Origin of the sequence: Micromonospora humida, assembly GCF_016901255.1 — a bacterium.
In the GTDB taxonomy this organism is placed as follows: Bacteria; Actinomycetota; Actinomycetes; order Mycobacteriales; family Micromonosporaceae; genus Micromonospora; species Micromonospora wenchangensis.
On record NZ_JAFEUC010000004.1, the window covers coordinates 213,504 to 237,455 of the forward strand.

19 protein-coding genes and 1 pseudogene are annotated in these 23,952 nt (G+C 74.6%); 14 read left to right on the plus strand and 6 right to left on the minus strand.

Annotated elements, in window-relative coordinates; translation table 11 throughout:
- Nucleotides 1-78: 78 nt before the first annotated feature.
- From JQX11_RS10585 to JQX11_RS10595, 3 genes are all read right to left on the minus strand, one after another.
- The gene (locus JQX11_RS10585) at nt 79-1,815 is read right to left on the minus strand and encodes a DEAD/DEAH box helicase (RefSeq protein WP_204924809.1); all 1,737 of its coding nucleotides are present in this window, start codon (nt 1,813-1,815) and stop codon (nt 79-81) included.
- A 294-nt stretch (nt 1,816-2,109) separates the two neighbouring features.
- Nucleotides 2,110-2,337, minus strand: a complete 228-nt coding sequence (locus JQX11_RS10590) for a DUF3107 domain-containing protein (protein ID WP_088644741.1) — start codon at nt 2,335-2,337, stop codon at nt 2,110-2,112.
- 65 nt (nt 2,338-2,402) lie between these two features.
- A complete protein-coding gene (locus JQX11_RS10595) occupies nt 2,403-3,041 on the minus strand; it encodes a TetR/AcrR family transcriptional regulator (protein ID WP_204924810.1) in 639 nt (212 codons plus the stop codon).
- A 149-nt stretch (nt 3,042-3,190) separates the two neighbouring features.
- Between JQX11_RS10595 and JQX11_RS32290 the strand changes: the two genes are divergently transcribed.
- From JQX11_RS32290 to JQX11_RS10625, 6 genes and pseudogenes are all read left to right on the plus strand, one after another.
- Nucleotides 3,191-6,364 carry a hypothetical protein gene (locus JQX11_RS32290; RefSeq protein ID WP_307826144.1) on the plus strand — a complete coding sequence of 1,058 codons (3,174 nt, stop codon included), beginning with the start codon at nt 3,191-3,193 and terminating at the stop codon, nt 6,362-6,364.
- 46 nt (nt 6,365-6,410) lie between these two features.
- On the plus strand, nt 6,411-7,448 hold the full coding sequence (locus JQX11_RS10605) for an alpha/beta fold hydrolase (RefSeq protein WP_204924811.1): 1,038 nt from the start codon (nt 6,411-6,413) through the stop codon (nt 7,446-7,448).
- Between the two features lie 83 nt (nt 7,449-7,531).
- Nucleotides 7,532-8,479, plus strand: coding sequence for a DUF3152 domain-containing protein (locus tag JQX11_RS10610; protein WP_204924812.1), 948 nt, complete (start codon nt 7,532-7,534; stop codon nt 8,477-8,479).
- Between the two features lie 120 nt (nt 8,480-8,599).
- Nucleotides 8,600-9,571, plus strand: coding sequence for a DUF3152 domain-containing protein (locus JQX11_RS10615; protein ID WP_307826145.1), 972 nt, complete (start codon nt 8,600-8,602; stop codon nt 9,569-9,571).
- 111 nt (nt 9,572-9,682) lie between these two features.
- Nucleotides 9,683-10,864, plus strand: a complete 1,182-nt coding sequence (gene moeZ / locus JQX11_RS10620) for an adenylyltransferase/sulfurtransferase MoeZ (protein ID WP_204924813.1) — start codon at nt 9,683-9,685, stop codon at nt 10,862-10,864.
- Between the two features lie 93 nt (nt 10,865-10,957).
- Nucleotides 10,958-11,776: pseudogene (locus JQX11_RS10625) on the plus strand (prenyltransferase/squalene oxidase repeat-containing protein); the annotation flags it as partial.
- 166 nt (nt 11,777-11,942) lie between these two features.
- On the opposite strand, the gene JQX11_RS10630 reads toward JQX11_RS10625, so the two are convergent.
- Nucleotides 11,943-13,184 carry a glutamate-5-semialdehyde dehydrogenase gene (locus tag JQX11_RS10630; protein ID WP_204924815.1) on the minus strand — a complete coding sequence of 414 codons (1,242 nt, stop codon included), beginning with the start codon at nt 13,182-13,184 and terminating at the stop codon, nt 11,943-11,945.
- Nucleotides 13,185-13,233: 49 nt separating this feature from the next.
- Nucleotides 13,234-14,391, minus strand: coding sequence for a glutamate 5-kinase (proB, locus tag JQX11_RS10635; protein WP_204924816.1), 1,158 nt, complete (start codon nt 14,389-14,391; stop codon nt 13,234-13,236).
- Nucleotides 14,392-14,404: 13 nt separating this feature from the next.
- Here proB and JQX11_RS10640 point away from each other — a divergent pair, with 13 nt between their 5' ends.
- From JQX11_RS10640 to JQX11_RS10665, 6 genes are all read left to right on the plus strand, one after another.
- Entirely contained in the window at nt 14,405-14,719 is a 315-nt protein-coding gene (locus tag JQX11_RS10640; protein ID WP_204924817.1) for an MGMT family protein, read from the plus strand.
- Between the two features lie 31 nt (nt 14,720-14,750).
- On the plus strand, nt 14,751-16,295 hold the full coding sequence (locus JQX11_RS10645) for an MFS transporter (RefSeq protein ID WP_204924818.1): 1,545 nt from the start codon (nt 14,751-14,753) through the stop codon (nt 16,293-16,295).
- Entirely contained in the window at nt 16,292-17,740 is a 1,449-nt protein-coding gene (locus JQX11_RS10650; RefSeq protein WP_204924819.1) for a pyridoxal phosphate-dependent decarboxylase family protein, read from the plus strand. The genes JQX11_RS10645 and JQX11_RS10650 overlap by 4 nt, the downstream gene beginning before the upstream one ends.
- A 171-nt stretch (nt 17,741-17,911) precedes the next feature.
- The gene (locus tag JQX11_RS10655; protein WP_204924820.1) at nt 17,912-18,493 is read left to right on the plus strand and encodes an NADH-quinone oxidoreductase subunit B; all 582 of its coding nucleotides are present in this window, start codon (nt 17,912-17,914) and stop codon (nt 18,491-18,493) included.
- Nucleotides 18,494-18,674: 181 nt separating this feature from the next.
- The gene (locus JQX11_RS10660; RefSeq protein ID WP_204924821.1) at nt 18,675-19,406 is read left to right on the plus strand and encodes a hypothetical protein; all 732 of its coding nucleotides are present in this window, start codon (nt 18,675-18,677) and stop codon (nt 19,404-19,406) included.
- Between the two features lie 208 nt (nt 19,407-19,614).
- On the plus strand, nt 19,615-20,931 hold the full coding sequence (locus JQX11_RS10665) for a DUF2252 domain-containing protein (RefSeq protein ID WP_204924822.1): 1,317 nt from the start codon (nt 19,615-19,617) through the stop codon (nt 20,929-20,931).
- Nucleotides 20,932-20,947: 16 nt separating this feature from the next.
- On the opposite strand, the gene JQX11_RS10670 is transcribed toward JQX11_RS10665, so the two are convergent.
- Nucleotides 20,948-21,994 carry a glucose 1-dehydrogenase gene (locus tag JQX11_RS10670; protein ID WP_204924823.1) on the minus strand — a complete coding sequence of 349 codons (1,047 nt, stop codon included), beginning with the start codon at nt 21,992-21,994 and terminating at the stop codon, nt 20,948-20,950.
- Between the two features lie 221 nt (nt 21,995-22,215).
- Here JQX11_RS10670 and JQX11_RS10675 point away from each other — a divergent pair, with 221 nt between their 5' ends.
- Together JQX11_RS10675 and JQX11_RS10680 are read left to right on the plus strand one after the other, a co-directional pair.
- The gene (locus JQX11_RS10675; RefSeq protein WP_204924824.1) at nt 22,216-22,962 is read left to right on the plus strand and encodes an NADH-quinone oxidoreductase subunit C; all 747 of its coding nucleotides are present in this window, start codon (nt 22,216-22,218) and stop codon (nt 22,960-22,962) included.
- Nucleotides 22,962-23,927 carry a complex I subunit 1/NuoH family protein gene (locus JQX11_RS10680; RefSeq protein WP_088644755.1) on the plus strand — a complete coding sequence of 322 codons (966 nt, stop codon included), beginning with the start codon at nt 22,962-22,964 and terminating at the stop codon, nt 23,925-23,927. Before JQX11_RS10675 ends, JQX11_RS10680 begins: the two co-directional genes overlap by 1 nt.
- Nucleotides 23,928-23,952: the final 25 nt, after the last annotated feature.

Sequence of the window (23,952 nt, forward strand, 5' to 3'; positions counted from 1 at the left end):
GGGCGACGTGTCCACCGGCGCAGACGGGACATCCCCCGGACCGTCGGACGGCCGGGGGATGTCGTCGGTGCTGTCGGGTCAGTCGGCGGTGGCCTCGGCCGGCGCGTCCGCGCCGGAGCCGCCCCCACCGCGCCGGCGACGGCGGCGACGCGGCCGGCCCGGCTCACCCTCGGTGGCCGACCCGGCGGCGACGGCGGGCTCGCCGGTCGGGCCGGCGGCGGTGTCGGTGGACCCGCCGGTGGTCACCGTGGTCGACTCGCCCCCGACCACCTCGCCGGCCCGGCGACGACGCCGGCTACGAGGGGTACGGGTGCCTTCCTCGGCGGCCTCCACGGGCGTTCCGGTGGCGTCCGGCACGTCGGAGTCGGGGCGGGCCCGACGCCGGTCACCGCGTCCACCGCCCCGGCCGCTGCTCTCGCCCCGGCCGCTGCTCTCGCCGCGCCCCCGGCTCTCGCCGCGCCGACCGCCCCGGCCACCGCTCTCGCCCCGGCGGGGCCGCCCGCCCAGGTCCTCCTCGACCTCGGCGGAGAGCCCGGCGCGGGTCCGCTCGGCGGTCGGCAGGGTGCCGGTCATCTCGGGGGAGATGTCCAGGTCGGTGTAGAGGTGCGGGGAGGTGTGGTAGGTCTCCGGCGGCTCGGGCATGTCGAGGCCGAGCGTCTTGTCGATGATCCGCCACCGGGGCATGTCGTCCCAGTCGACGAAGGTGACCGCGACCCCGGTCGCCCCGGCCCGGCCGGTACGACCGATCCGGTGGGTGTAGGTGTCCTGGTCCTCGGGGCAGTCGTAGTTGATGACGTGGGTGACGCCGCTGACGTCGATGCCCCGGGCGGCCACGTCGGTGGCGACCAGGGTGTCGATCTTGCCGGCCCGGAACGCGCGCAGCGCCCGTTCCCGCGCGCCCTGGCCCAGGTCGCCGTGCACGGCGGCCACCGCGAAGCCCCGGAAGTCGAGGTCCTCGGCGACCCGGTCGGCGGCCCGCTTGGTCCGGGTAAAGATCATGGTCAGCCCGCGCCCCTCGGCCTGGAGGATCCGCGCCACGATCTCGATCTTGTTCATCGAGTGGGTGCGGTACGCCAGCTGCTGGGTCTGCGGGGACGGGCCGGTCTCGGCGGTGTGCCCGGCGTGGATCGTCACCGGCCGGCGCAGGAACCGCCGGGAGAGGGTGACGATCGGGTCCGGCATGGTCGCCGAGAAGAGCATGGTCTGCCGGTCCTCCGGCAGCATCGCCAGGATCTTCTCGACGTCGTCGAGGAAGCCCAGGTCGAGCATCCGGTCGGCCTCGTCGAGCACCAGCGCGCGGACCCGGTCCAGCCGCAGGTGCTTCTGCTTCTGCAGGTCCATCAGCCGGCCGGGGGTGCCGACCAGGATCTCCACGCCCTTGCGCAGCGCGTCGATCTGCGGCTCGTACGCGACGCCGCCGTAGATCGGCAGCACCCGGACGCCCCGGGTACGGCCGGCGGCGGCGAGGTCCTTGGCGACCTGGATGCCCAGCTCGCGGGTGGGTACGACGACAAGCGCCTGCGGCACTCCGTCACTGCCCTCGCCCGGGGCCAGGAGCCGCTCCAGCAGCGGTACGCCGAAGCCGAGGGTCTTGCCGGTGCCGGTCGGCGCCTGCCCGATCATGTCGGTACCGCGCATCGCGATCGGGATCGCGTACTCCTGGATGGCGAAGGCGCGGGTGATGCCCGCCGCGGCCAGGGCCTCGACGGTCTCGGGTCGCGCGCCGAGCGCGGCGAACGTGGGGGCCTCCGGGCGGACCGGGGCGGTGGGGGCCAGTTCCTGGCCCTCCAGTTGGTCGAGAATTTGTTCGCTCATCTGGATCTGGGGGTGCCCTCTCGTGGTGCGCCCCGTGGTGTCCTCAGGGCGCGGTCGGTATGGCGTGGGCCACGCGATCGACGGCGGAGAATCGCCGTGTCAGACCGGGCCGCACGCGCGCCGTGGGCAGGACTTCGATCAAATCGGCGCCCACGGCAACTACCTCATCCTACCCGAGCGGGTGGGTACACACCCCTGACCTGGGTGGTCGGCTTTTCGGCAGGGGTGAAAAATGTGACCCGCGTCACCGGGTCGCCCTGCGGCGGGCAGCGCCCGCCGCAGGGTCGGACCGGTTCAGCGAACGGTGAAACCGACCGCGCGGGCGGACGCCTCGGCGATCTCGACGTAGGCGACCTTGGTGACCGGCACGATGACCCGTCGACCCTTCTCGTCGGTCAGGGAGAGCGTCCCCTCCGCCTTGGCGAAGGCGTCGGTCACGATCTGCTCGATCTCGGCCGGCGACTGCGCGCTCTCCAGAACCAGCTCGCGCGGCGCGTACTGCACGCCGATCTTGACCTCCACTGTGCCTCCTCAGGTGGGCGAGATAGCCGCCGATCGGAAGGCTATCCGATCTCGGGGCCGGATGTTCAGGCCGACTCACCCTGGAGCGGGAAGCTCGCGATGCCCCGCCACGACAGGGCCGCGACCAGCGCCTCCGCCTCGGCCTTCGGCACCTGCCGGCCACCGGCCAGCCAGAACTGGGCGGCGGTCTCGGCCGCACCGACCAGGCCGGAGGCGAGCAGCTCGGCGTGGGCTTGGCTGACCCCGGTGTCCGAGATGATGGTGTCGGTGATCGCCGCGATGCAGCCCTGCTCCACCCGCTCGACCCGTTGGCGCACGGCCGGGTCGTTGCGCAGGTCGGATTCGAAGACGAGCCGGAACGCCTCGCTCTCGTGGTCGACGAAGTCGAAGTACGCCTGCACCGACGCGCCGACCCGCTCCTTGTTGTCGTTGGTGCCGCGCATCGCGTCGTGCACCTTGGCGACGATGGCGTCACAGTGCGTGTCGAGCAGCGCCAGGTACAGATCCATCTTTCCCGGGAAGTGCTGGTACAGCACCGGCTTGGAAACCCCGGCCCGCTCGGCGATGTCGTCCATGGCGGCGGCGTGGTAGCCCTGCGCCACGAACACCTCCTGCGCCGCCGCGAGTAGCTGCTTACGGCGTGCCGAACGGGGCAGCCGGGTGGGCCGGCCGGCAGTCTGCGCACCGTTCCCCACAGCGGTCATGGGAACCTCCGAGTTTCGTCATTCCAGCCGGCACTTTTACCCCGTACCGGTCAGGGCACTCACCCCGGCCCCGGAATTGGCCCGCCGCTGTAACTTATCGCCACTGTCACCACACGGTAGCCTCAGCGGGGGCGACCAAGGAGCGCGCGGTGAGTGAAACAGGGCAACCCGGTGCCGCCACCCCGGGAGAGCACGGCGACGGGACGGGTCAGCAGGACGACCTGGCCCGTTCCGCCAGTGGGTGGGCACCTGCGACCGGGTGGTCCGGCGGCGGCGACGCCCCTGGTTACCGGGAGGCCGGATCGCCGTGGAACCGACCCGACCCCGCCGGGGGCTGGGGTGGCCAGCCGGCACGGCACGGTGATCTACCTGCGCCGTTCGCCACGCCGCCGGCCGAGGAGGAGACACCCCGCAACGGCCGGGCGCACCGTAATGGTCACGACTCGGCACCGGATTTCCCGGCCCCGCTGCGTCGCCCGGTGAGCGCCCCGCCCGGCAGGCCGGGTGACCCCGTCGTCGATCCCCGGGTCACCGACGGTGACCGGCTGGCCGTGCCGGCCCCCCGGCCGGCGTCCCCGACCGGGCCGCCCGACCCGGAGGCCGCCCGGCACGCCTCCGACGACCCCGCCGCACCCCGGCCGGCCCACTGGCCCGCAGGCGACCTGCCCACCTCGGCCCCACCCGCGGTGCAGGTCCCCCCGGTGGGCACCGCCGCCTCCGGCTTCGAGGTGCCCCCCGGCTTCCACGCCCCCGAGCGGGGCGGGGCCGGTTCCGCCCCGCGCGACGACCCCCGCGACCGCTTCGCCGGGCCGTTCGGGCCACGCGGGACCGACCGCCCCGAACCCACCGCCGGCACCGGGCCGTCCGGGACGGACCCCCGGGGCGTCGGCGCGCGCGGTGCCGGGGAGCCGTCGCCGGGCGAGCGCCGGGCGACCGCCGGGCCGGACGAGCCGGACTGGTCCGGACCGAGTTGGAACCGGCCGAGCTGGGGCGGGACCTGGGCACCCTCCTGGTCGCGGGACGAGGAACCCCCCGCCGGCCGACGGACCCGCGCCGAACGCGCGGCGGAGTGGTCGGCCGAGGCCGCCCGCCCGTACGAGCCGGTGCGTGCCGAGCCGGCCCGCCCCTACGAGCCGGTGCGTGCCGAGCCCGCCCGGCCGTACGAGCCGGTGCGCTCCGAGGTGCCCCGCCCGTACGAGCTGACCCGGACCGAACCGGCCACCCCACCGACCCTCCCGGAGCCCACCGTGGAGCGGCCCGGTCGGGAACGGCCGGCCGCCGAGCGGGTCGCCCCGGGGCGTCCCGGTGTCGACAACCCCGAGCGCGCCTGGTCCGGGCACACCGGGGAACACCCCCTGCCGAACCGGGACGAGCGCGCCGACCGGTCGGAACGGCACGAGCCCACCGACCGCTCCGAGCGCGACCGGCCCGGCCCGGACTGGTCCGAGCGGGGCACCCGACCGGAGCGGGACTGGTCCGACCCCGCCGGGCGGGACTGGGCCGACCGTTCCGGGCGGGACTGGGCCGACCGGTCCGAGCGGGACTGGGCCGAGCCGTCCGGGCGGACCTGGTCCGCTTCCGGCGAGCGGGACCGGTCGCCGGTCGAGCCGCCCGCGCCGCAACGGTTGCACCCCGCCGACCGGCCCGGCTGGTCGACGGGGGGATCCGCCGAGGCGCCCCCCGCCCCCCGGGACGTGCCGGCCGGCCCGCCGTCCCCGCCCCGGGACGAGCCCGCCGGTCGGGACGAGCCGGGTGCCGTGCCGCCCCCGACCCGCGACGAGCCCACCGGCCTGCGGGAGGAACGGGCCGCCACGCTGCCCGCCGCCGTCCGCGCCGACCAGCCGTTCCGGCTTCCGCGCGACGAACCGTCGCCCCGGCCGGCGACCCCCCCGGCCGTCCGCGCCGACCAGCCGTTCCGACTCCGGTCGGTACCGACCGAGCCGGCCGCCCCCACCGACCTGCCTGGCCACCCGCCGGAGCCCGCCTCCACCGCCGGTGCCCCCGCCACGAGCGGGCCACGCCGCCTGGACCAGATCCCCGCAGCGCCCGCCCCGACGAGCGCGCCCCCCTACGCGGCCCGCCGATCCGCGCCCGACCCGCTGACCACGACCGAGCCGGTGGTGGACGGACGGAGACCGGAGCGGGGCACGGTGGTGCTGCCGCAGCGCGTCCCCGCCGAACCGGACGTGCCCGTCGTGCCGGAGCCGCCAGCCGTGGAGCCCCCCGCCGAGACCCCGGAACTCGCCCGGATCGCCACCCACCTGCGCCGCGACGACGAGCCCGCGCCGCTGCGGGAACGTCCCGAGGGCTTCGACGTCAACGCGATCCTGGACGCCGTACGTGAGGTGGCCGGGGTCCGCGACGCGGCGCTGCGACGTACCCCGGCCGGGGCGCACAGTCTGCGGCTCGACCTGTCCGACGGGGCCGACCCGGCGGAGGTGAGCCGGCTGGTGGCCCGCCTGCTCCAGGAGCGGATGGGTCTCGCCGCCGCACCGCAGAGCCTGTCCGGTGAACCGAGCGCCGCGGTGCCGCCGCCGATGCGCCGCCGGACCGGTGAACCCCGCGTCGTCGAGCCGACCGCCGGGCTGCCGACCCCGGCGGCCGAGCGGCCGGCCGGTGATCCGGCCCGGTCGGCGGCGGAGTCACCGGCCGCCGGGGCGCGCACCGACACGACGACCGGCGGCCCGGCGCGTGACGCCGAGGACCCGCCGGCAGAGCAGTCACCGATGGTGTCCGGGGTGCCCCGGCGACGCCGGCAGTCGACCCCGCACCGGGGCCGGGCCAGTGTGGAGGAGACCCTCCCGGGGGCCCTACCGCCCACCGGCAGCCCGGCGACGCTCAACGCGTCGTACTCGGGCGGGCAGATGACCACGACGGAGACCGCGCCCTCGCGCCCGCTGGACACCGGCGGCGTGCCGGGGCCCCGGGTGGTCATCGACCACGTCCAGGTGAGCACCTTCGGCCTGGACGCCAACGTCGAGGTGCGCCTGCTCACCGCCGGTGAGCCTGCCTCCGGGCACGCCACCGGCCCGGCCGTGGACGGGTACGTCCTGCGGCTGTGCGCGGTGGCCGCCGCCGCGGCGGTCGACGAGTTGCTGCGGCACGCCGAGCGCACCGCCGAACGGGGGCGGTGCTTCGTCGAGCACGCGGCCGTGGTGCCGTTCGGCAACTGCGAGGTGGCGACCGTGGTGGTGCTGCTGGTCTGTGACGGCTGGGTGGAGCAGCTGGCCGGGTCGGCGCTGGTCTCCGGTGACCCGCGTCAGGCGGTGGTGCGGGCGACCCTGGCGGCGGTCAACCGTCGCCTGGAGGCGTTGCTCGCCTGATCTGTCACATTGTCGGTACGGGGCCGGAACGGGAACACTTGCCGGTATGAAGCGCGCCGCCCTCTGGCCCGAGGAGCACCTGCCCCCGCACCGGCTGCCCCCGCCCTGGCCCGGCCGGCCGGTACGCCTCGACGGCACGGTCACCTATGTCCGGGACACCCCGGCCACCGGCCCGGACGCGGAACCGGCGCTGTACGTGCACGGGCTGGGTGGTTCGTCGCAGAACTGGACGGACCTCGCCGGACTGCTCGCCGACCGGCTCGACGGGCAGGCCATCGACCTGCCGGGCTTCGGGCGCAGCGAGCCGGGGCTGCGGTACACGATCCCGGCCTTCGCCGACCGGGTGGTGCGCTGGATCGAGCATTCCGGGCGGGGCCCGGTGCACCTGTTCGGCAACTCGCTGGGCGGCGCGGTCTCGGTGTACGTCGCCGGTCGCCGGCCGGACCTGGTGCGTACCCTGACGCTGATCTCCCCGGCGCTGCCGTTCCTGAACTTCGGCCGCTCGTTGCAGGGGCGGATGCTGCCGCTGCTGGCCATCCCGCGCGGGGAGCGGCTGGCCGCCTGGCGGCTGGCCCAGCTCGCCCCGGAGGTGATGGCCCAGCAGGCGATGGAGGCGTGCGTGGCCGACCTGAGCCGGATCAGCGAGCAGCGCCGGCAGGAGGCGTTGGAGGAGATCCGGGTCCGCTACGAGGCACCCCACTACGCCGCCGCGTACGTCCGCACGTTCCGGGGGCTGGTCGCCAGTTTCCTGCGGTCGTACCTGCCGGGGCCGGAGTCGCTGTGGCGGATCGCCGCCGGCATCGGCGCACCCACGCTGGTGGTCGGGGGGATGAAGGACCGGCTGGTGGACGTCCGGGTGGCCCCGCAGACCGCCCGGGTCATCCCGGACAGCCGGCTGATGATGCTGGCCGACGTAGGGCACGTGGCCCAGTTGGAGGTGCCGCGTACGGTGGCCCGCGCCGTGTTGCACCTGCTCGCCGAGTCGACGCCGGGTCCGTCGCCGCAACGGCCCGTGACCCTGCCCGGTGATGACGCGCCGGGGTCCGGCGATGACGGAAGGTGGCGTCCCGGCGTGGCATCCTGAGCCGGATGTCTGCGCTCCCCTCCCGTGGCCCCCGTCCGATCCGGCTCCCGCGGCCGACGTCCGGCACCGCCCGGTGGCGTCCGATGGCGCTGGTGCTCCTGCTGCTGGTGGTGACCTCCGGCGGGCTGGCCGTCGCCACCCCGCCGCCGGCTGCCGGTCGGCCGGTCGCCGGTCCGGCGGTGACGCCGGGCGGCCCGGAGAACGCCGGTCGCCCGCTGGGCCCGGCCGGTCCACCCGGCGTACCCGCGTCCGGTGTCATCGCCGGACCGCCCGGTCTCGCCGGATCATTCGGTGCCGGGGGATCGTTCGGTGGTGGCGGGCCGGTCGTGGGGGCCGGGCCGGTGGGTGCGCCCGCCGGGGTCGGGTCGGTCCCGCCGGTGTCGGCGTCGGCCGGTGCCGTGGCCCCGGCGGGGACCGTGCCGCCGTTGGCGCTGTCCGGTCCGGTGCCGGTGACCGGCCGGGGCACCTTCCGCTACGACGACCGGGCCGGGTCGACGCTCGGCCGCTCGGGCGGCCTGCGGCGCTACCGGGTGGCCGTGGAGGACGGCTCCGGCGAGGACGTCCGGGACTTCTCCGACCAGGTGCAGACGGCCCTGGCCGGGCCGGGGAGCTGGGTCGACGGCGGCCGGTTGCGGCTGCGCCGGGTGCCGGGGAACGCGCCGTCCGACTTCACCGTGCTGCTGGCGACCCGCAGCACGGCGGGGCGGCTGTGCCGGGCCGGGGGTGTGGACATCCGGGTCGGTGGCGTGCCGTACACGTCGTGCCGCGCGCCCGGGAAGGTGATCATCAACCTGGACCGGTGGCGGACGTCGGTGCCGCACTTCGTCCGGGCCGGGGTGCCGCTGCCGGTCTACCGGACGTACGTGGTGAACCACGAGGTGGGCCACCAGTTGGGGCACCGCCACGAGGGGTGCCCGGGGGCGGGCCGGCCGGCGCCGGTGATGCAGCAGCAGTCGCTGTTCCTGCGGGGCTGCACGGCGAACCCGTGGCCGTACCGCGACGGCCGCCGGTACGCCGGCCCGGCGCTCTGAGTTCCCGGTGGTGTGTCCGGGCAGGCGCCGGTTGTCGGACGGTTACCGAGAAGTGAAACATGTTCTTGTAATTTGCGGCAATAGCGCATTTATGCCCGATTAGTCTGCCATGCTGGCCGGGTGAGCACCGAGTCCGCCGAGCGCCCGGAGCCGCCGGCCGCCGGCCGGCCCGACCCGCGCCACACCGACCCGTACCGGGCCGACCCGCGCCCCACCGAGGCGTACCCGCGTCACGCCGAGCCGTACCGGGCCCGGCCGCGCCACGTCGGCCCGCGCTCGGCGTGGTGGCACGGCGAGCCGGGCGTCGGGCCGCGCTGTAGCCGCCGGATGCGCCGTCGGCGACGGCGGGCCGTCCTGCTCGGCCTGGCCCTGCTCGGTGCCGGCGTGGGCGGGTTCGTCACCCTTCAACCGGAGCGCGGCCCGAGCAGCCCCGAGCAGGTCGCCGGCCGGGTGGCCGACGGGGCCGGCGGTGGCCGGCTGCCCGACGGGATACGCGCGGAACGGACCACCGTCGCCTATCCGCGCAGCGGACCCGGCCGCTTCACCGCCGCCGACGGCCGCTCCGAGGTGTACGGCTTCGACGGCCCGCTGCACCGCTACCGGATCGAGGTGGAGCAGGACACCGGGCAGGACGTGGACGCGTTCGCCGCCGCCGTCGACGCCACGCTAGGCGACCCGAACAGTTGGATCCGCTCCGGCGAGCTGCGCCTGCAGCGGGTGCCGGAGATCGCCGCCGCCGACTTCACCATCTATCTCGCCACCCCCGCCACCTCCGAGCGGATGTGCGCCGAGGGTGGGCTCGACACCGAGGGCTACACCTCCTGCCGACTGCCCGGTCGGGTGGTCATCAACCTGGCCCGCTGGATGGAGGCGGTGCCGGACTACGGCGCACCCCTGTCGGTCTACCGGACGTACGTGGTGAACCACGAGGTGGGGCACGAACTCGGCGAGGAACACCAGGCCTGCCCCGGCCACGGTGAGCCGGCGCCGGTGATGCAGCAGCAGACGTACGGGCTGGACGGCTGCGTGGCGAACGCCTGGCCGTACGTCGACGGCTCGCTCTACTCCGGCGATCTCGTACCCGGCAGTTGAGATATTCCCGCTCCCGCATGTCGGACGGGGTGTCACTGCTCATGGCCGAAGGGTGGTCGTCCGAGCAACAATGGCTCGGTTCGCCATCTGCCGATCACCGGGGAGTCCACCGTGTCGTTGCCCCCGCTCGTCGAACCCGCCGCCGAGCTGACCGTTGACGAGATCCGTCGCTACTCCCGTCACCTGATCATCCCCGATGTGGGGGTCGAGGGGCAGAAGCGGTTGAAGAACGCCCGGGTGCTCTGCGTGGGTGCCGGTGGCCTCGGTTCGCCGGCCCTGATGTACCTGGCCGCCGCCGGGGTCGGGACGCTCGGCATCATCGACTTCGACACCGTCGACGAGTCCAACCTGCAGCGCCAGATCATCCACGGCGTCTCCGACATCGGCCGGTCCAAGGCCGAGTCCGCCGCCGCGTCGATCCGCGAGATCAACCCGCTGGTCCAGGTGGAGATCCACAACACCGCCCTGGACCGGGAGAACGTCCGGGAGATCTTCGCCCAGTACGACCTGATCGTCGACGGCACCGACAACTTCGCCACCCGCTACATGGTCAACGACGCGGCGGTGCTGCTCGGCAAGCCGTACGTCTGGGGGTCGATCTACCGGTTCGACGGCCAGGCGTCGGTGTTCTGGGCCGAGCACGGCCCCTGCTACCGCTGCCTCTACCCGGAGCCCCCGCCGCCCGGCATGGTGCCGTCCTGCGCCGAGGGTGGCGTGCTCGGCGTGCTCTGCGCGTCGATCGGGTCGATCCAGGTCAACGAGGCGATCAAGCTGCTCGCCGGGATCGGTGAGCCGCTGGTCGGCCGGCTGATGGTCTACGACGCCCTGGAGATGAGCTACCGCAAGATCAAGGTCCGGAAGGACCCGAACTGCGTGCTCTGCGGGGAGAACCCCACCGTCACCGACCTGCTGGAGGACTACGAGGACTTCTGCGGCGCGGTCTCCGAGGCCGCCCAGGAGGCGATCGTCGACGCGACCATCACCGCCACCGAGCTCAAGGAGTGGCAGGACGCCGGCAAGGACATCTTCCTGGTCGACGTCCGGGAGCCCGCCGAGTACGAGATCGTCCGTATTCCCGGCTCCACCCTGATCCCCAAGGGCGAAATCATCTCGGGCGAGGCGCTGGCCAAGCTCCCCCAGGACAAGCAGGTCGTGCTGCACTGCAAGTCCGGGGTCCGCTCCGCCGAGGCGCTCGCCGCGCTCAAGGCGGCCGGGTTCCGCGACGCGGTGCACGTCCAGGGCGGGGTGCTCTCCTGGATCAAGCAGATCGATCCCTCGCTGCCGGCGTACTGACCTGGGCCCGGGGCCGGGGGCGGTGCCGAACCGTCCCCGGCCCCGACCGATTCCCCGAGGCGGGATCGCGTTCGCGCCGGTAGCGTCAACGTCGTGGTGGACTTGGATGCCGCGGTCGGCTTCGTCGTGGCGCACGGCGACGCGGTGGATCGCGCCCGACTGTCCCGGTTGCGCACCGGTGCGCCCGTACCCCCCGACCTGCTCGACGCGGCCGAGGTCGGGCAGACCCTCGACGGCGGCTGGCCGGCCCTGCTCGGCGGTGACGTGCCGTCCATCGACGCCACCTGCTTCCGCCTCGCCGAGTTGGACGACCTCGGCGCGCTCGGTCGGCCGGCGGCCCGGCACGCCCTGGACTGGCTGGCCGCCCGGCAACTGCCCGACGGCGGCTGGGACGAGGACCCGAGGCTGGCCGGCAGTGCCCCCGAATGGGCCACCCCGGGTGACCCGGAGGCCCGGCTCTACCTCTCGGCCAACGCCGCGTACTGGCTCAGCGTGGCCGGTCGGGACGCCCGCGCCGCCGGACCGCTCGACCACCGCGTCGGCGGCGCGTACGCGGGGGTGGTGCAGGCGGCGGCGCAGGCCCTGGCCGGTCAGCTCGCCCCCGACGGGAGCTGGCCGTCGTTCCTGGCCGCCGGCTGGTTGAGCGCGGCCGTGCTGCACCGCCAGCAGCTCTACTACGAGTCGGCCCGGATCCAGGCGGTGCTGGCCGAGCGCATTCCGAAGCTCTCCCCGGCCGACGTGGCCGCGCTGGCCGCCACGCTGCGCCGGGTCGAGGTGGGCGAGGAGCAGTGGGTGCTGGTGTCGGCCCGCCGACGGCTCGCCGAGACCCAACGCAGCGACGGCGGTTGGGACAGCGACGACGGCCACCAGTTCGACGTGCACACCACGCTCACCGCGATCCGCGCCTGCCGTCCGATCGGCCCGGTCCTCCCGCCCGGCTCCCCGAGCGCCCCGATGGGCTCGCCGGTGACGCCACCCGGCTCACCTGTCGTGCGCCGGGCCCGGCCGGTCCCGCCGACCGACGACGAGCCCGGCACCTGGTGACCCCGGGTCCGGGCGTGGCCCGGGGCCGGGTGGCTCAGCGCAGGTGACCGTCGCCGGTCACCACGTACTTGGTGGAGGTCAGCTCGGGCAGCCCCATCGGGCCCCGGGCGTGCAGCTTCTGGGTGGAGATGCCGATCTCCGCGCCGAAGCCGAACTCGCCGCCGTCGGTGAACCGGGTGGAGGCGTTGACCATCACCGCCGCCGCGTCGACCCGGGCCACGAACTCCCGGGCGGCGGCCTGCGAGTCGGTGACGATCGCCTCGGTGTGCCCGGTGCCGTAGCGGCGGATGTGCGCGACCGCCGCGTCGAGCGAGCCGACCACGGCGACGGAGATGTCGGCCGAGAGGTATTCGGTGGCGAAGTCCTCGTCGGTGGCGGCCACCACGGCGGGGGAGTACGCGGCGACCTCGGGGGAGCCGTGTACGGTCACCCCGGCCTCGGCGAACGCGGCCAGCACCGCCGGCAGGAACGCGTCGGCGACGTCGGCGTGCACCAGCAGCGACTCGGCGGTGTTGCAGGTGGAGAGGCGCTGGGTCTTGGCGTTCAGGGCGATCGCCACCGCCTTGGCCGGGTCGGCGGCGGCGTCCACGTAGACGTGGCAGTTGCCCACCCCGGTCTCGATCACCGGCACCGTCGACTCCTCGACCACGGTGCGGATCAGCGACGCACCGCCGCGCGGGATCAGCACGTCGACCAGGCCCCGGGCCCGCATCAGCTCCTTGACCGAGTCGCGGGAGGCGGCGTCGAGCAACTGCACCGCGTCGGCCGGCAGACCCGCGCCGGCCACCGCGTCGCGCAGCACCGCCACCAGCGCCGCGTTGGAGTGCGCGGCCGAGGACGACCCGCGCAGCAGCGCCGCGTTGCCGGACTTCAGGCAGATGCCGGCCGCGTCCACCGTCACGTTCGGCCGGGCCTCGTAGATGATCCCGACCACCCCGAACGGCACCCGCACCTGCCGCAGCTCCAGCCCGTTGGGCAGGGTCGAACCCCGGACCACCTCACCCACCGGGTCGGGCAGCGCGGCCATCTCGCGCAGCGCGTCGGCGATGCCTGCCACCCGGTCCGCGTCGAGGGCGAGCCGGTCCAGCACGGCCGCGCTCAGCCCGGCCTCCCGCCCGGCCGCCAGGTCCGCCGCGTTCGCGGTGAGGATCTCCGGCGTACGCGTCACCAGCGCGTCGGCCATCGCGTGCAGCGCGGCATCCTTGACCGTACGGGTGGCCACGGCGAGGGCTTCCGCCGCGTCCCGGGCCCGCCGGGCCTGCTCGACGACGCTCATTGCGTACTCCTTCGGATCTTCCGGAAGCGCCCGCGTGGGACGCCTGACGTCACAGCAGCACCAGGTCGTCGCGGTGGACGACCTCACGTTCGTACGCCGGGCCGAGCGCCGCGGCGAGTTCGGAGGTGGAGCGGCCGAGCAGTCCGGGCAGCTCCACCGCGTCGTAGTTGACCAGCCCCCGGGCCACCGACGCCCCGTCGACGTCGACCAGGTCCACCGGGTCCCCGGCGGTGAAGGTGCCGTCCACGGCGGTGATCCCGGCCGGCAGCAGCGACTTGCGCCGGCCCACCACGGCCTGCACCGCGCCCGGGTCCAGGTGCAGCCGGCCCCGGGGGGCGGTGGCGTGCGCCAGCCAGAACAGCCGGGCCGCCGGGCGTCGCCGGGCCGGGTGGAAGAAGGTGCCCACCGGTTCCCCGGCCAGCGCGTCGCCGGCCAGCGGGGCGGCGGTCAGCACCACCGGGATGCCGAAGCCGGTGGCGATCCGGGCCGCCTCGACCTTGGTGACCATGCCGCCGGTGCCGACCCCGGCCCGGCCGGCCCCGCCGATGTCGACGCCGGCCAGGTCGGCCTCGCCGCGTACCTCGGTGATCCGGGTGCTGCCGGGGCGGGTCGGGTCGCCGGTCCAGAGCGCGTCGACGTCGGAGAGCAGCACCAGCAGGTCGGCGTCGACCAGGGCGGCGACCAGGGCGGCCAGCCGGTCGTTGTCGCCGAACCGGATCTCCTCGGTGGCGACCGTGTCGTTCTCGTTGACGATCGGCACCGCCCGCAGGTCGAGCAGCTTGCGCAGGGTCCGGTACGCGTTGCGGTAGTGCGCCCGCCGGGTCACGTCGTCGACGGTGAGCAGGACCTGCCCGACGGTGAGCCGGTGCCGGGCGAAGCCGGCCGCGTACCGGCCGATCAGCAGGCCCTGGCCGACGCTGGCGGCGGCCTGCTGGGTGGCCAGGTCGCGCGGACGGCGGGGGAGCCCGAGCGGGGCGAGCCCGGCGGCGATCGCACCGGAGGAGACCAGCACCACCTCGCGGCCGGCGGCGGCGAGCGCGCCGAGCGCGTCGACCAGGGTGTCGACCCGGGCGTCGTCCAGGCCGCCGGTCGCGGTGGTCAGCGAGGACGAACCGATCTTGACGACGATCCGTCGGGCCTGGGTGACTGCTTCGCGCACCCGCCCATTCTGCGTGGTCGGTGCCGGCGGACCCCGTCGCGTTCCCATATCCTGGCCGGTCGTGACGCCTGAGGAGTACGTGGAGGCGGTGCTCGCGCTGGTCGAGCGGATTCCGCCGGGCCGGGTGATGTCCTACGGGGCGATCGCCGACGCGTTGGCCGAGCGCTCCGGGCGGGCCTCGGCCCGGCTGGTCGGCGCGATCATGGCCCGGCACGGTGGTGGGGTGCCCTGGCACCGGGTGGTGAACGCGGCGGGCCGGCTGCCACCCGGGCACGAGGTGCGGGCGCGGGCCCTGCTGCGGGCCGAGGGCTGCCCGCTGCGCGGTGCCGGGGTGGATCTGGATGCCGCCAAATGGTGGCCGGATGAGGGGCGGTGACCCGGCGGTAACGTGAGTAACATTCGGCCGCATGGAAGCGCCACCGGCCGGGCCCGGCTCCCCACCCGGCGGCCCGCCCGCGTCGGCCGGCGGCCCGCGTGCGTCGGCTGACGGCCCGCGTGCGTCGGCTGACGGCCCGCCCGCGCCGACCGCCGGGCCGACCAGGTCGACCGGTGCCGACGGGGCCGAGTTGCCGCGTCGGGTGCACGCCGGCTACGCGCTCGGCTCGCTGGCCACCGGGGCGTTCGGGACCGTGCCCGGGTTGCTGCTGCTGCCCTACCTGACCGACACCCTCGGGGTGGCCGCCGGACTGGCCGCCCTGCTGGTGCTGCTGCCCAAGGCGTGGGACGTGCTGGTCAACCCGGTCGCCGGGCGGATCTCCGACCGCACCCGCTCCCGCTGGGGGCCGCGCCGGCCGTGGCTGCTCGGCGCCGGGCTCGCCCTGGCGGTGCTCTTCGCCGCCATCTTCGCCGCGCCCTTCGGCGTCGGGCCGGCCGCCGGGGCGTACGTGGCCGTCGCGTTCCTCGCCACCGCCACCGCGTTCGCCTTCTTCCAGGTCCCGTACGTGGCGATGCCCGCCGAGCTGACCGATGACGCGGCGGAGCGTACCCGGCTGATGGGCTGGCGGGTCGCGGTGCTGGCGCTGGCCATCCTGATCTCCGGCGCGGTGGCCCCGGTGGTGGTGACCGCCGGCGGCGAGGGGGTGGCCGGGCACCGCTGGATGGGGGTGTTCGTCGCCGTGCTGATCGCGCTCGGCGCGCTCGGCGCGTTCCTCGGCACCCGGTCGGCGGCGACCGGCACGGTGACCGCCACCGAGCCGACGCTGCGCGCCCAGCTCGCGGTGGTCGCCGCCGACCGGCCGTTCCGGGCGCTGCTGCTCTGCTTCGTCGTCCAGTCCGCCGGGGTGGCGACCGTCCTGGCCGGGGTCAGCTACTTCGCCGCCCAGATCCTGCGCGACCCGACCACCGGACCGACCGTGCTGTTCGCCTGCTTCGTCGGGCCGGCGCTGCTGGTGATGCCGCTGTGGACCCGGCTCGGCGCGCGCCTGGGCAAGAAGACCGCGCTGGTCGCCGCCTCGCTGCTGTTGGCCGCCGGTGCGGCGGCGCTGGTGGCCGCGCCGGTGCTGCCCGCCGTCGCCGTCTACGCGGTGGTCGCGCTGCTCGGCGTCGGGTACGCCGGCCAGCAGGTCTTCGCGCTGGCGCTGCTGCCCGACTGCGTGGCCGCCTCGACCGCGCGTACCGGTCGACGCCAGGCCGGCGTCTTCACCGGCCTGTGGACCGCTGGCGAAACCTTCGGTCTGGCCCTCGGCCCCGGCATCTACGGCCTGGTCCTGGCCCTCTCCGGCTACGTCTCCTCGGCCACCGGCACCGCCGCCCCCCAGACCCCCACCGCCCGCCTGGGTGTCCTCCTGGGCTTCACCCTCGTCCCCGCCCTCCTCATCGCCCCCGCCACCCTCCTCCTCCGCCCCCACCCCTACCTCCCCCCACCCCACACCCCCACCCACCTCGTCGATCATGGAGTTGCGGCGGGGACGGAAGCCGCGAAAACCCACGGAGAGGCCACCACAAGTCCATGATCGACAAGAACGGGGTGCCTGCCGAGCGGGTGCTGGACGAGATCCGACAGCTCAGGGCGGGGGATCGGCCGGTGCACGGGGGGCGGCTGTTCGCCTACGTGTACGACCCGGGCGTCGGCGGGCTCGACGCGTTGGGGGCGGCGGCCCACGCGGAGAGCGCCCACGTCAACGGGCTCGACCCGACCGCCTTCCCGTCCCTGCTGGCGATGGAGAACTGGCTCGTCGGGGCGGCCGGCGGGCTGCTCGGCGGCGGGCCGGGCAGCGCCGCGCCCGACGTGGTCGGCAGCGTCACCAGCGGCGGGACCGAGTCGCTGATCCTGGCCGTCAAGGCCGCCCGGGACGCCCGCCCGGAGCTGACCGCACCCCGGATCGTGGTGCCGGCCAGCGGGCACGCCGCCTTCGCCAAGGCCGCCCACCTGCTGCGGGTCGGCCTCGACACGGTTCCCGTCGACCCGGTCACGTTGCGCCCGTCGGTGGCGGACATGGCCACCGCGATCGGCCCGGAGACGGTGCTGGTCGCCTGCTCCGCCCCGTCGTACGCGCACGGCGTGGTCGACCCGGTGGCCGGGATCGCGCAGGTCGCGGCGGCGGCCGGGGTGCGCTGCCACGTGGACGCCTGCTTCGGCGGCTGGACCCTGCCCTACCTGCGTCGCCTCGGCGTGCCGGTGCCACCGTTCGACTTCACCGTCGACGGGGTCACCTCGATCTCCGTCGACCTGCACAAGTACGCGTACGCCCCGAAGGGGGTGTCGGTGCTGCTGCACCGGGACGCGACGCTGCGCTCCCCGCAGTACTTCGCGTACGCCGACTGGCCCGGTTACACCATGGTCAACCCGGTGCTCGCCTCGACCCGCTCGGGTGGCCCGATCGCCGCCGCGTACGCCACGCTGCGGCACCTCGGCGACGACGGCTACCTGCGGTTGGCCGCCACCACCCGGGACGCGGTCGGCACCCTGGCCGCCGCCGTACGCGGGGTCGACGGGCTGCGGCTGATGGCCGAACCGGAATCCACCGTGGTCTGCTTCACCGGCACCGACCCGGCACTCGACCTGTTCGTCCTGGTCGACGAGCTGACCGCCCGGGGCTGGCACACCCAACCCCAGCTCCGGTACGCGGACCTGCCCGCCAGCGTGCACCTCACGGTGACCGCCTCGGTGGCCCCCCGGGTGGCCGAATTCGGCCCGGACCTGACCGCCGCGGTGGCCGCCGCCCGCCAGGCCGGGCCGGTCGAGCTGCCGGCCGACCTGGTCGCCCTGGCCGGATCGTTGACCCCGGAGGCGCTCACCCCCGAGCTGATCGGTGGACTCGCCGCCGGCCTCGGGCTCGGTGCCGGGCCACCGGACCGGATGGCGGTGGTGAACACCCTGCTCGACGCCGCCCCCGCCGCGCTGCGGGAACGGCTGCTGGTGGAGTTCGTCGGCCTGCTGCAACGCCCCACCTGGTGACCCTGCGTCCCGGCCGGCGGCCGGGACGGGTGGTCGCGGTGGCGGGGCGGCGTCGTCGGAAGGTCTCCGCCGGGGCGCGGGGACGGCCCTGGCCGGACCGGCGGGTGCACCGGGCGGCTGTGGTTGACTGTCCGTGGGCGGACAGCGGGTCGGCGGGGACGGGAGGCGGTCGTGCAGTTGCCGGGAGTGCTCGGCGAGCCGATCCGGTTCGTCCTCAACTGGGGTCGCCGCTACTCGCTCTGGGTGTTCAACTTCGGCCTGGCCTGCTGCGCGATCGAGTTCATCGCCACCAGCATGGGTCGGCACGACTTCATCCGGCTCGGCGTCATCCCGTTCGCCCACGGCCCCCGGCAGGCCGACCTGATGGTGGTCTCCGGCACGGTGACCGACAAGATGGCCCCGGCGATCAAGCGGCTGTACGACCAGATGCCTGAGCCGAAGTACGTCATCTCCTTCGGGTCCTGCGCCAACTGCGGTGGCCCGTACTGGGACTCGTACTCGGTGACCAAGGGCGTCGACCAGCTCATCCCGGTCGACGTCTACGTGCCCGGCTGCCCGCCCCGGCCGGAGGCGCTCCTGCACGGCATCCTCCGCCTCCAGGAGAAGATCGCCGCCGAACAGTCCGGCATCGGCGGCGTGGACCGCACCGACCCCCTGGCCTCCCCGGCCGACGCCGGGGCACCACCGGCCGGCGGCCCGTCCTCCCGTTCGGTGGAGTCGCTGACCGCCCCACCGATACACCGCCCCGACTGAGGCGCCGCCCGACCGAGTCCCGCCGCGACGTCCCGATCGAGCGCACGTGACAGATGCGGGCCTCGGCAGGACACCGTGTCCGGGCCCGGTTCGCGCGTGCCCTGCCCCGGCATAATCAGCCATGGTGAAGCTCGATGTTCCGGGTGGCACGCCAGCGGCCCGAGGCGAGGAGGGAACCGCGGTGGTAGCGCCAGAAGACGTGCCGAGGAACCAGAGTTCCGACGAGCGGCCGACCCTGCGGCGACGCCTGAGCCGCCACTACAACGAGAGGCTGGACGGCAGCGGCCGGGGAGCCGTGCTGAGCGCCCTCATCGGCCTGGTGACAGCCCTGCTCGGGGCTGCGGTGGCGATCTACGTGGCGACCAAGGGCGACGACAAGAACGCGCCACCGGACGCCAGGCCGAGTGCCGGAGCGAGTAGCCCGGCCAACGCCCCGCCGGTGCCGAGTTCACCGGCCGCGCCGAGTCCCACGGCCACCCCGAGCCCTACGGCTGTTCCGTCGACCGAGGCGGGCCCCACCACGGCCGCCCCGTCCGACGGCGCGGTCCGGTGGAGCGGCGAGGTGCGGTTCGCCACCTACGGCGTCGATCTCGACACCGTGCCGGCGACGGTGCAGAGGTACTGGTCGACCGACGCGGACCTCAGTCGGGATTCGGCGAGCGCGGATGACGGGCTGCACGCGGAATGGGGACAGCTCGCCCTGTGGCCGGGGCCGGGCACGCCCTCGCGGCAGCAATGCGCCGAGCGCGTCTCCACGCACGGTGCGGAGCGGGTTCACATCCCGGTCGGCAGAATCGGTTGCCTGACCACCAACAAGGACCACGTTGCCATGTTCACGGTCATCCGCTATCCGGACGACTCCTTCCAGGTGACCGCCCACGTCACGGTCTGGACCCCGGCAGAGGGCTCCTGATCCACCGCCTCCCGCCCCGCTGGCGTGAAACGGCCGGACACGCGCCGCGACGGGCTGCCGAGCCACCTCGCCGCGAGGCTGCCGTCGAGCTGGGCGCAGCCGTCCACCGCCCACCTGCCCGGTTGACCGAGCGCTTCACCGGCTGGGCGCGACCGGGGGGTGGGTGGGCCGGGCGGGACGGTGGCGGGCGGGGATTAGCGTGCGGGGCATGACCGACTCCGTGGACCGACGGTCCGCTTTCATCGTCGACGTGTTGACCGAGGAGTTCGGCGCGTCGATGGCGCTCGACCCGGCGGCGTTCCGCCGGAAGTTCCGCAAGATGGCCGCCTCCCCGTTCGCCTTCTACCGGGGCAGCGCCTCGTTGTTCTACGCCGACCAGCGCGGTGACTTCGCCGACGACGCGTTCCTCGACGAGCAGACCAGCCGGGTGTGGATCCACGGCGACCTGCACGCCGAGAACTTCGGCACCTACATGAACGCCTCCGGGCACCTCGTGTTCAACGTCAACGACTTCGACGAGGCGTACGTCGGGCCGTTCTCCTGGGACCTGAAGCGACTCGCCGCCAGCGTGGCGTTGCTCGGCTACGCAAAGGCCCTGTCCGACCGGGCGATCGGTGAGCTGGTCACCGGGTTCGCCCGGTCGTACCTGACCGAGCTGCGGGCCATCGCCGCCGGTGGGGACGACGCGATCGGCTCGATCACCCTGGACAACGCCGACGGGGTGCTGCGCCGGGTGCTCCAGGAGGCCCGGCTGAACACCCGGGTCGACCTGCTGGCCGCGCAGACCACCGTCGACAACTACGAGCGGCGGTTCTCCCTCGGCGACGGGGTGTTCGAGATCGACGCGGAGACCCGCAAGAAGGTGTGCGCCGCGTTCACCGGGTACCTGGACACCCTGCCCCCCTCGACGGCCCGGCTGCGACCGGTCGCCACCCAGATCAAGGACGTGGTGCTGCGCAAGGGGGTGGGCATCGGCTCGGCCGGGCTGCCGTCGTACAACCTGCTGCTGGAGGGGCACACCGAGGCGTTGGAGAACGACGTCGTCATCTACATGAAGCAGGCGCAGGTGCCGGCGGTGGCCCGGCACATCGACGACGAGCGGGTCCGGGGCTACTTCCGGCACCAGGGGCACCGCACGGCCGAGTCGCAGCGGGCGTTGCAGGCGCACGCCGACCCGTGGCTGGGCTTCACCGAGCTGGACGGGGCGGGTCAGCTCGTCGCCGAGGTCTCCCCGTACGCCGCCGACCTGGACTGGTCGGACGTCAACGAGCCGGAAGAGCTGGCCGGGGTGCTCGCCGACCTGGGTCGGGCGGTGGCCCGGATGCACTCGGTCGCCGACGACGAGTCCAGCCACGACCTGGTCGACTACTCCACCGAGGAGGCGATCGTCGCGGCGATCGGCGACGACACCGACGGCTTCGTCGGGCACCTGGTCGAGTTCGCCCACGCGTACGGCGTCCGGGCCCGCACCGACCACCAGCTCTTCGTGGACCTGTTCCGCAACGGCCGGCTGCCCGGCATCTGAGCCGGGCCGGCGGGCGTCACAGCCCGAACTCCAGCACCACCTTGATGTCGTCGTCGGCGTGGGCGTACGCCTGTGCGTACGCCGACACCGGCACCCGGCGGGTGATCAGCGCGTTCAGCCACGACTGGTCGGCCCGGGCGAGCGCCCGGGCGGCCAGGTCCCAGTGCCGCCGGTTGGCGTTGACCGAGCCGAACACCACGTTGTTCTCCAGCACCAACGCCCGGTTGAGCGCCCCGGCGTCGAAGTCGATGGTCCGCCCGCCGCTGGACACCCCGGTCAGGCAGACGATCCCGGCGGGGCCGACCTTGCACATGGTCTCCAGCACCACGGTCGGCGCGCCGGTGCACTCGACCACCACGTCCGGCTCGAAGTCCAGCTCGTCGACCGGCACCGTGTGGTACGTCGCCCCGAGCGCCCGGACCAGGTCCGGCTTCGGACCGGTGGTATTGCGGTCCAGCACGTGCACCGACAGGCCACGCTGGACGGCCAGCAGGGCCGCCAGCAGCCCGATCGGCCCGGCCCCGGTGACCAGCACGGTCTGCGGTTTCCACTCCGCCCGGGTGCCGATCTGCGCGATGTGGTCCCACGCCTTCGCCACCACGCTCGCCGGCTCCAGCAGCATGCCGACCGGGGCGAGGACGGGGTCCAACCCGACGGCGAACTTCGGCTGAACCCGCCACCGGTCCCGGGCGAAGCCGGTCAGCCCCTTGATCCCGTGCTCGGTGTACCGCCCGTTGCGGCACATGTCCCACTCGTCGACGGCGCAGTTCGGGCAGGGCACCGGGTCGGGGTGGCGGACGATGCCGGCCACCAGGTCGCCGGGTTGCAGGGTGCCGGACGGGTCCTCCAGCACCCGGCCGAGGGACTCGTGGCCGAGCACCAGTTCCCGCTGGCCGGGCGGGGCCTCCCCGTAGTCCCCGGCGATGATCTCCTGGTCGGTGCCGCAGATGCCGACGGCGACCGCCTCGACCAGGATGGCCCCCTCCTCGGCCGGCGGCTCCGGCCAGTCCTGCACCAGCCGCAGCGAGTCGCGGACCCCGGGAGTCACCGTCACAGCGCGCACGGCCCCATCTTTCCCCGCCCCGCCCCGCCCCGCCGGCCAAAGTGCCAGATGCCCGCCCCCGCCCCGCCGGACGAGCCCGCCGGGCCCGCCGGACGACGCCCGCCGGAACTGTCGTACGGCGTGACGCGGGGCCGTCCGTTCACCTCATCCAGGTGTCCGCCGGGCGCGTACGACCGGGCGGGCGGGCCCGGCGTCGGGGCGGCGGCCATAGGATCAACCGCATGACTCCGGAAGAGGTCGGTCGGCGGGTGGTCGCGCTGCTCACGCCGGTCGAGGCGACCGCGTCGGTGTCCGGCGGGCAGGCCCACGCCCGGGCCACCGTCGACGTACCCCCGGTGGCCTGGGCGGACACGCTCCGCGCGGTGCGCGACGACGCCGAGCTGGCCTGCGACTTCTTCGACTGGCTCTCCGCCGTCGACGAGTTGGCCGCCGGCTTCGACGTGGTGGTCCACCTGTGGTCGACCCGGCACCGGCACGGCGTGCTGCTGCGGACCCGGGTGCCGAGACAGTCGCCGACGGTGGCGTCGGTGGTCGACGTGTTCCCGGGCGCGGCCTGGCACGAGCGGGAGACCCACGAGATGTTCGGTGTCGACTTCACCGGCCACCGGGATCTGGCCCCGCTGCTGCTGCCGCCCGAGTTCGAGGGGCATCCGCTGCGCAAGGAGTTCGTGCTCGCCTCCCGGGTGGCCAAACCGTGGCCGGGGGCGAAGGAACCAGGCGAATCCGAGGCCGGTGGCGGTCGTCGGGCGGTCCGCCCGCCCGGGGTGCCCGCCCCGGGGGAGTGGGGCGCGGTGCCGGCCCCGGCCGGCCCGGTGACGGTGGGTGAGGGCGCTCCGGCCCGCGCGCCCCGGGAGCGGCCGGCCCGGCCCGCCGCGGGGGCCCGTCCGCCGCGTACCCCCCGCTCCGGCGCGGCCGGCGACGGCCCGGCGCGCGGTGACCAGGGTGGCGACCAGGGGGGTACGGCCTGATGCCGACCTGGTTGGAGCTGGTGATCCGGATCGGCGGGGTGCTCGTCGCCTTCCTCACCCTGCCGCTGATCGTCGGTCAGGCCGAGCACAAGGTGATGGCGCACATGCAGGGCCGGCTCGGTCCGATGTACGCCGGTGGCTTCCACGGCTGGGCGCAGCTCGTCGCCGACGGGATCAAGTTCGTCCAGAAGGAGGACATCACTCCGCGCGAGGCGGACCGGGCGGTGTTCCGGCTGGCGCCGGTGGTGGCCCTGGTGCCCTACCTGCTGGTGTTGCTGGTGATCCCGCTCGGCCCGGACGACCTGGTCGGGCAGCCGCTGGACATCGGCCTGTTCTTCGTCCTGGCGGTGGTCGGGGTCGGCGTGGTGGCGGTGCTGATGTCGGCTTGGGCCTCGGCCAACAAGTACAGCCTGCTCGGTGGGTTGCGCGGGGCGGCCCAGCTACTTGGCTACGAGCTGCCGTTGGTGCTGGCCGCCGCCTCGGTGGCGGTGGCGGCCGGGACGCTGAGTCTCGGCGGGATCGTCGAGGCGTGGCAGCCGTGGTGGCTGCTCTGGCAGGCCCCCGCCATGATCGTGTTCTTCGTGGCCGGGCTGGCCGAGATCCGACGGCCCCCGTTCGACATGCCGGTGGCCGACTCGGAGCTGGTGTTCGGCTACATGACCGAGTACACCGGCCTGCGGTTCGCGTTCTTCCTGCTCGCCGAGTACGTCGGGATCGTGGTGATCGCCGCGCTGACCACCGTGCTGTTCCTCGGTGGCTGGCAGGGCCCGTTCGCCGACGCACAGCTCGGGTGGCTGTGGACCCTGCTGAAGGTCTTTGCCGTCTCGTTCGTCATCATCTGGCTGCGGGTGTCGTTTCCCCGGCTGCGGGAGGACCAGCTCCAGCGGCTGTGCTGGCTGGTCCTGGTGCCGGCCGCACTGGCGCAACTGGTCCTCACCACCGCCGTACGCCTCACCCTGAACTGAGCGCCGGCCCGGAGGGGCCCCGGGA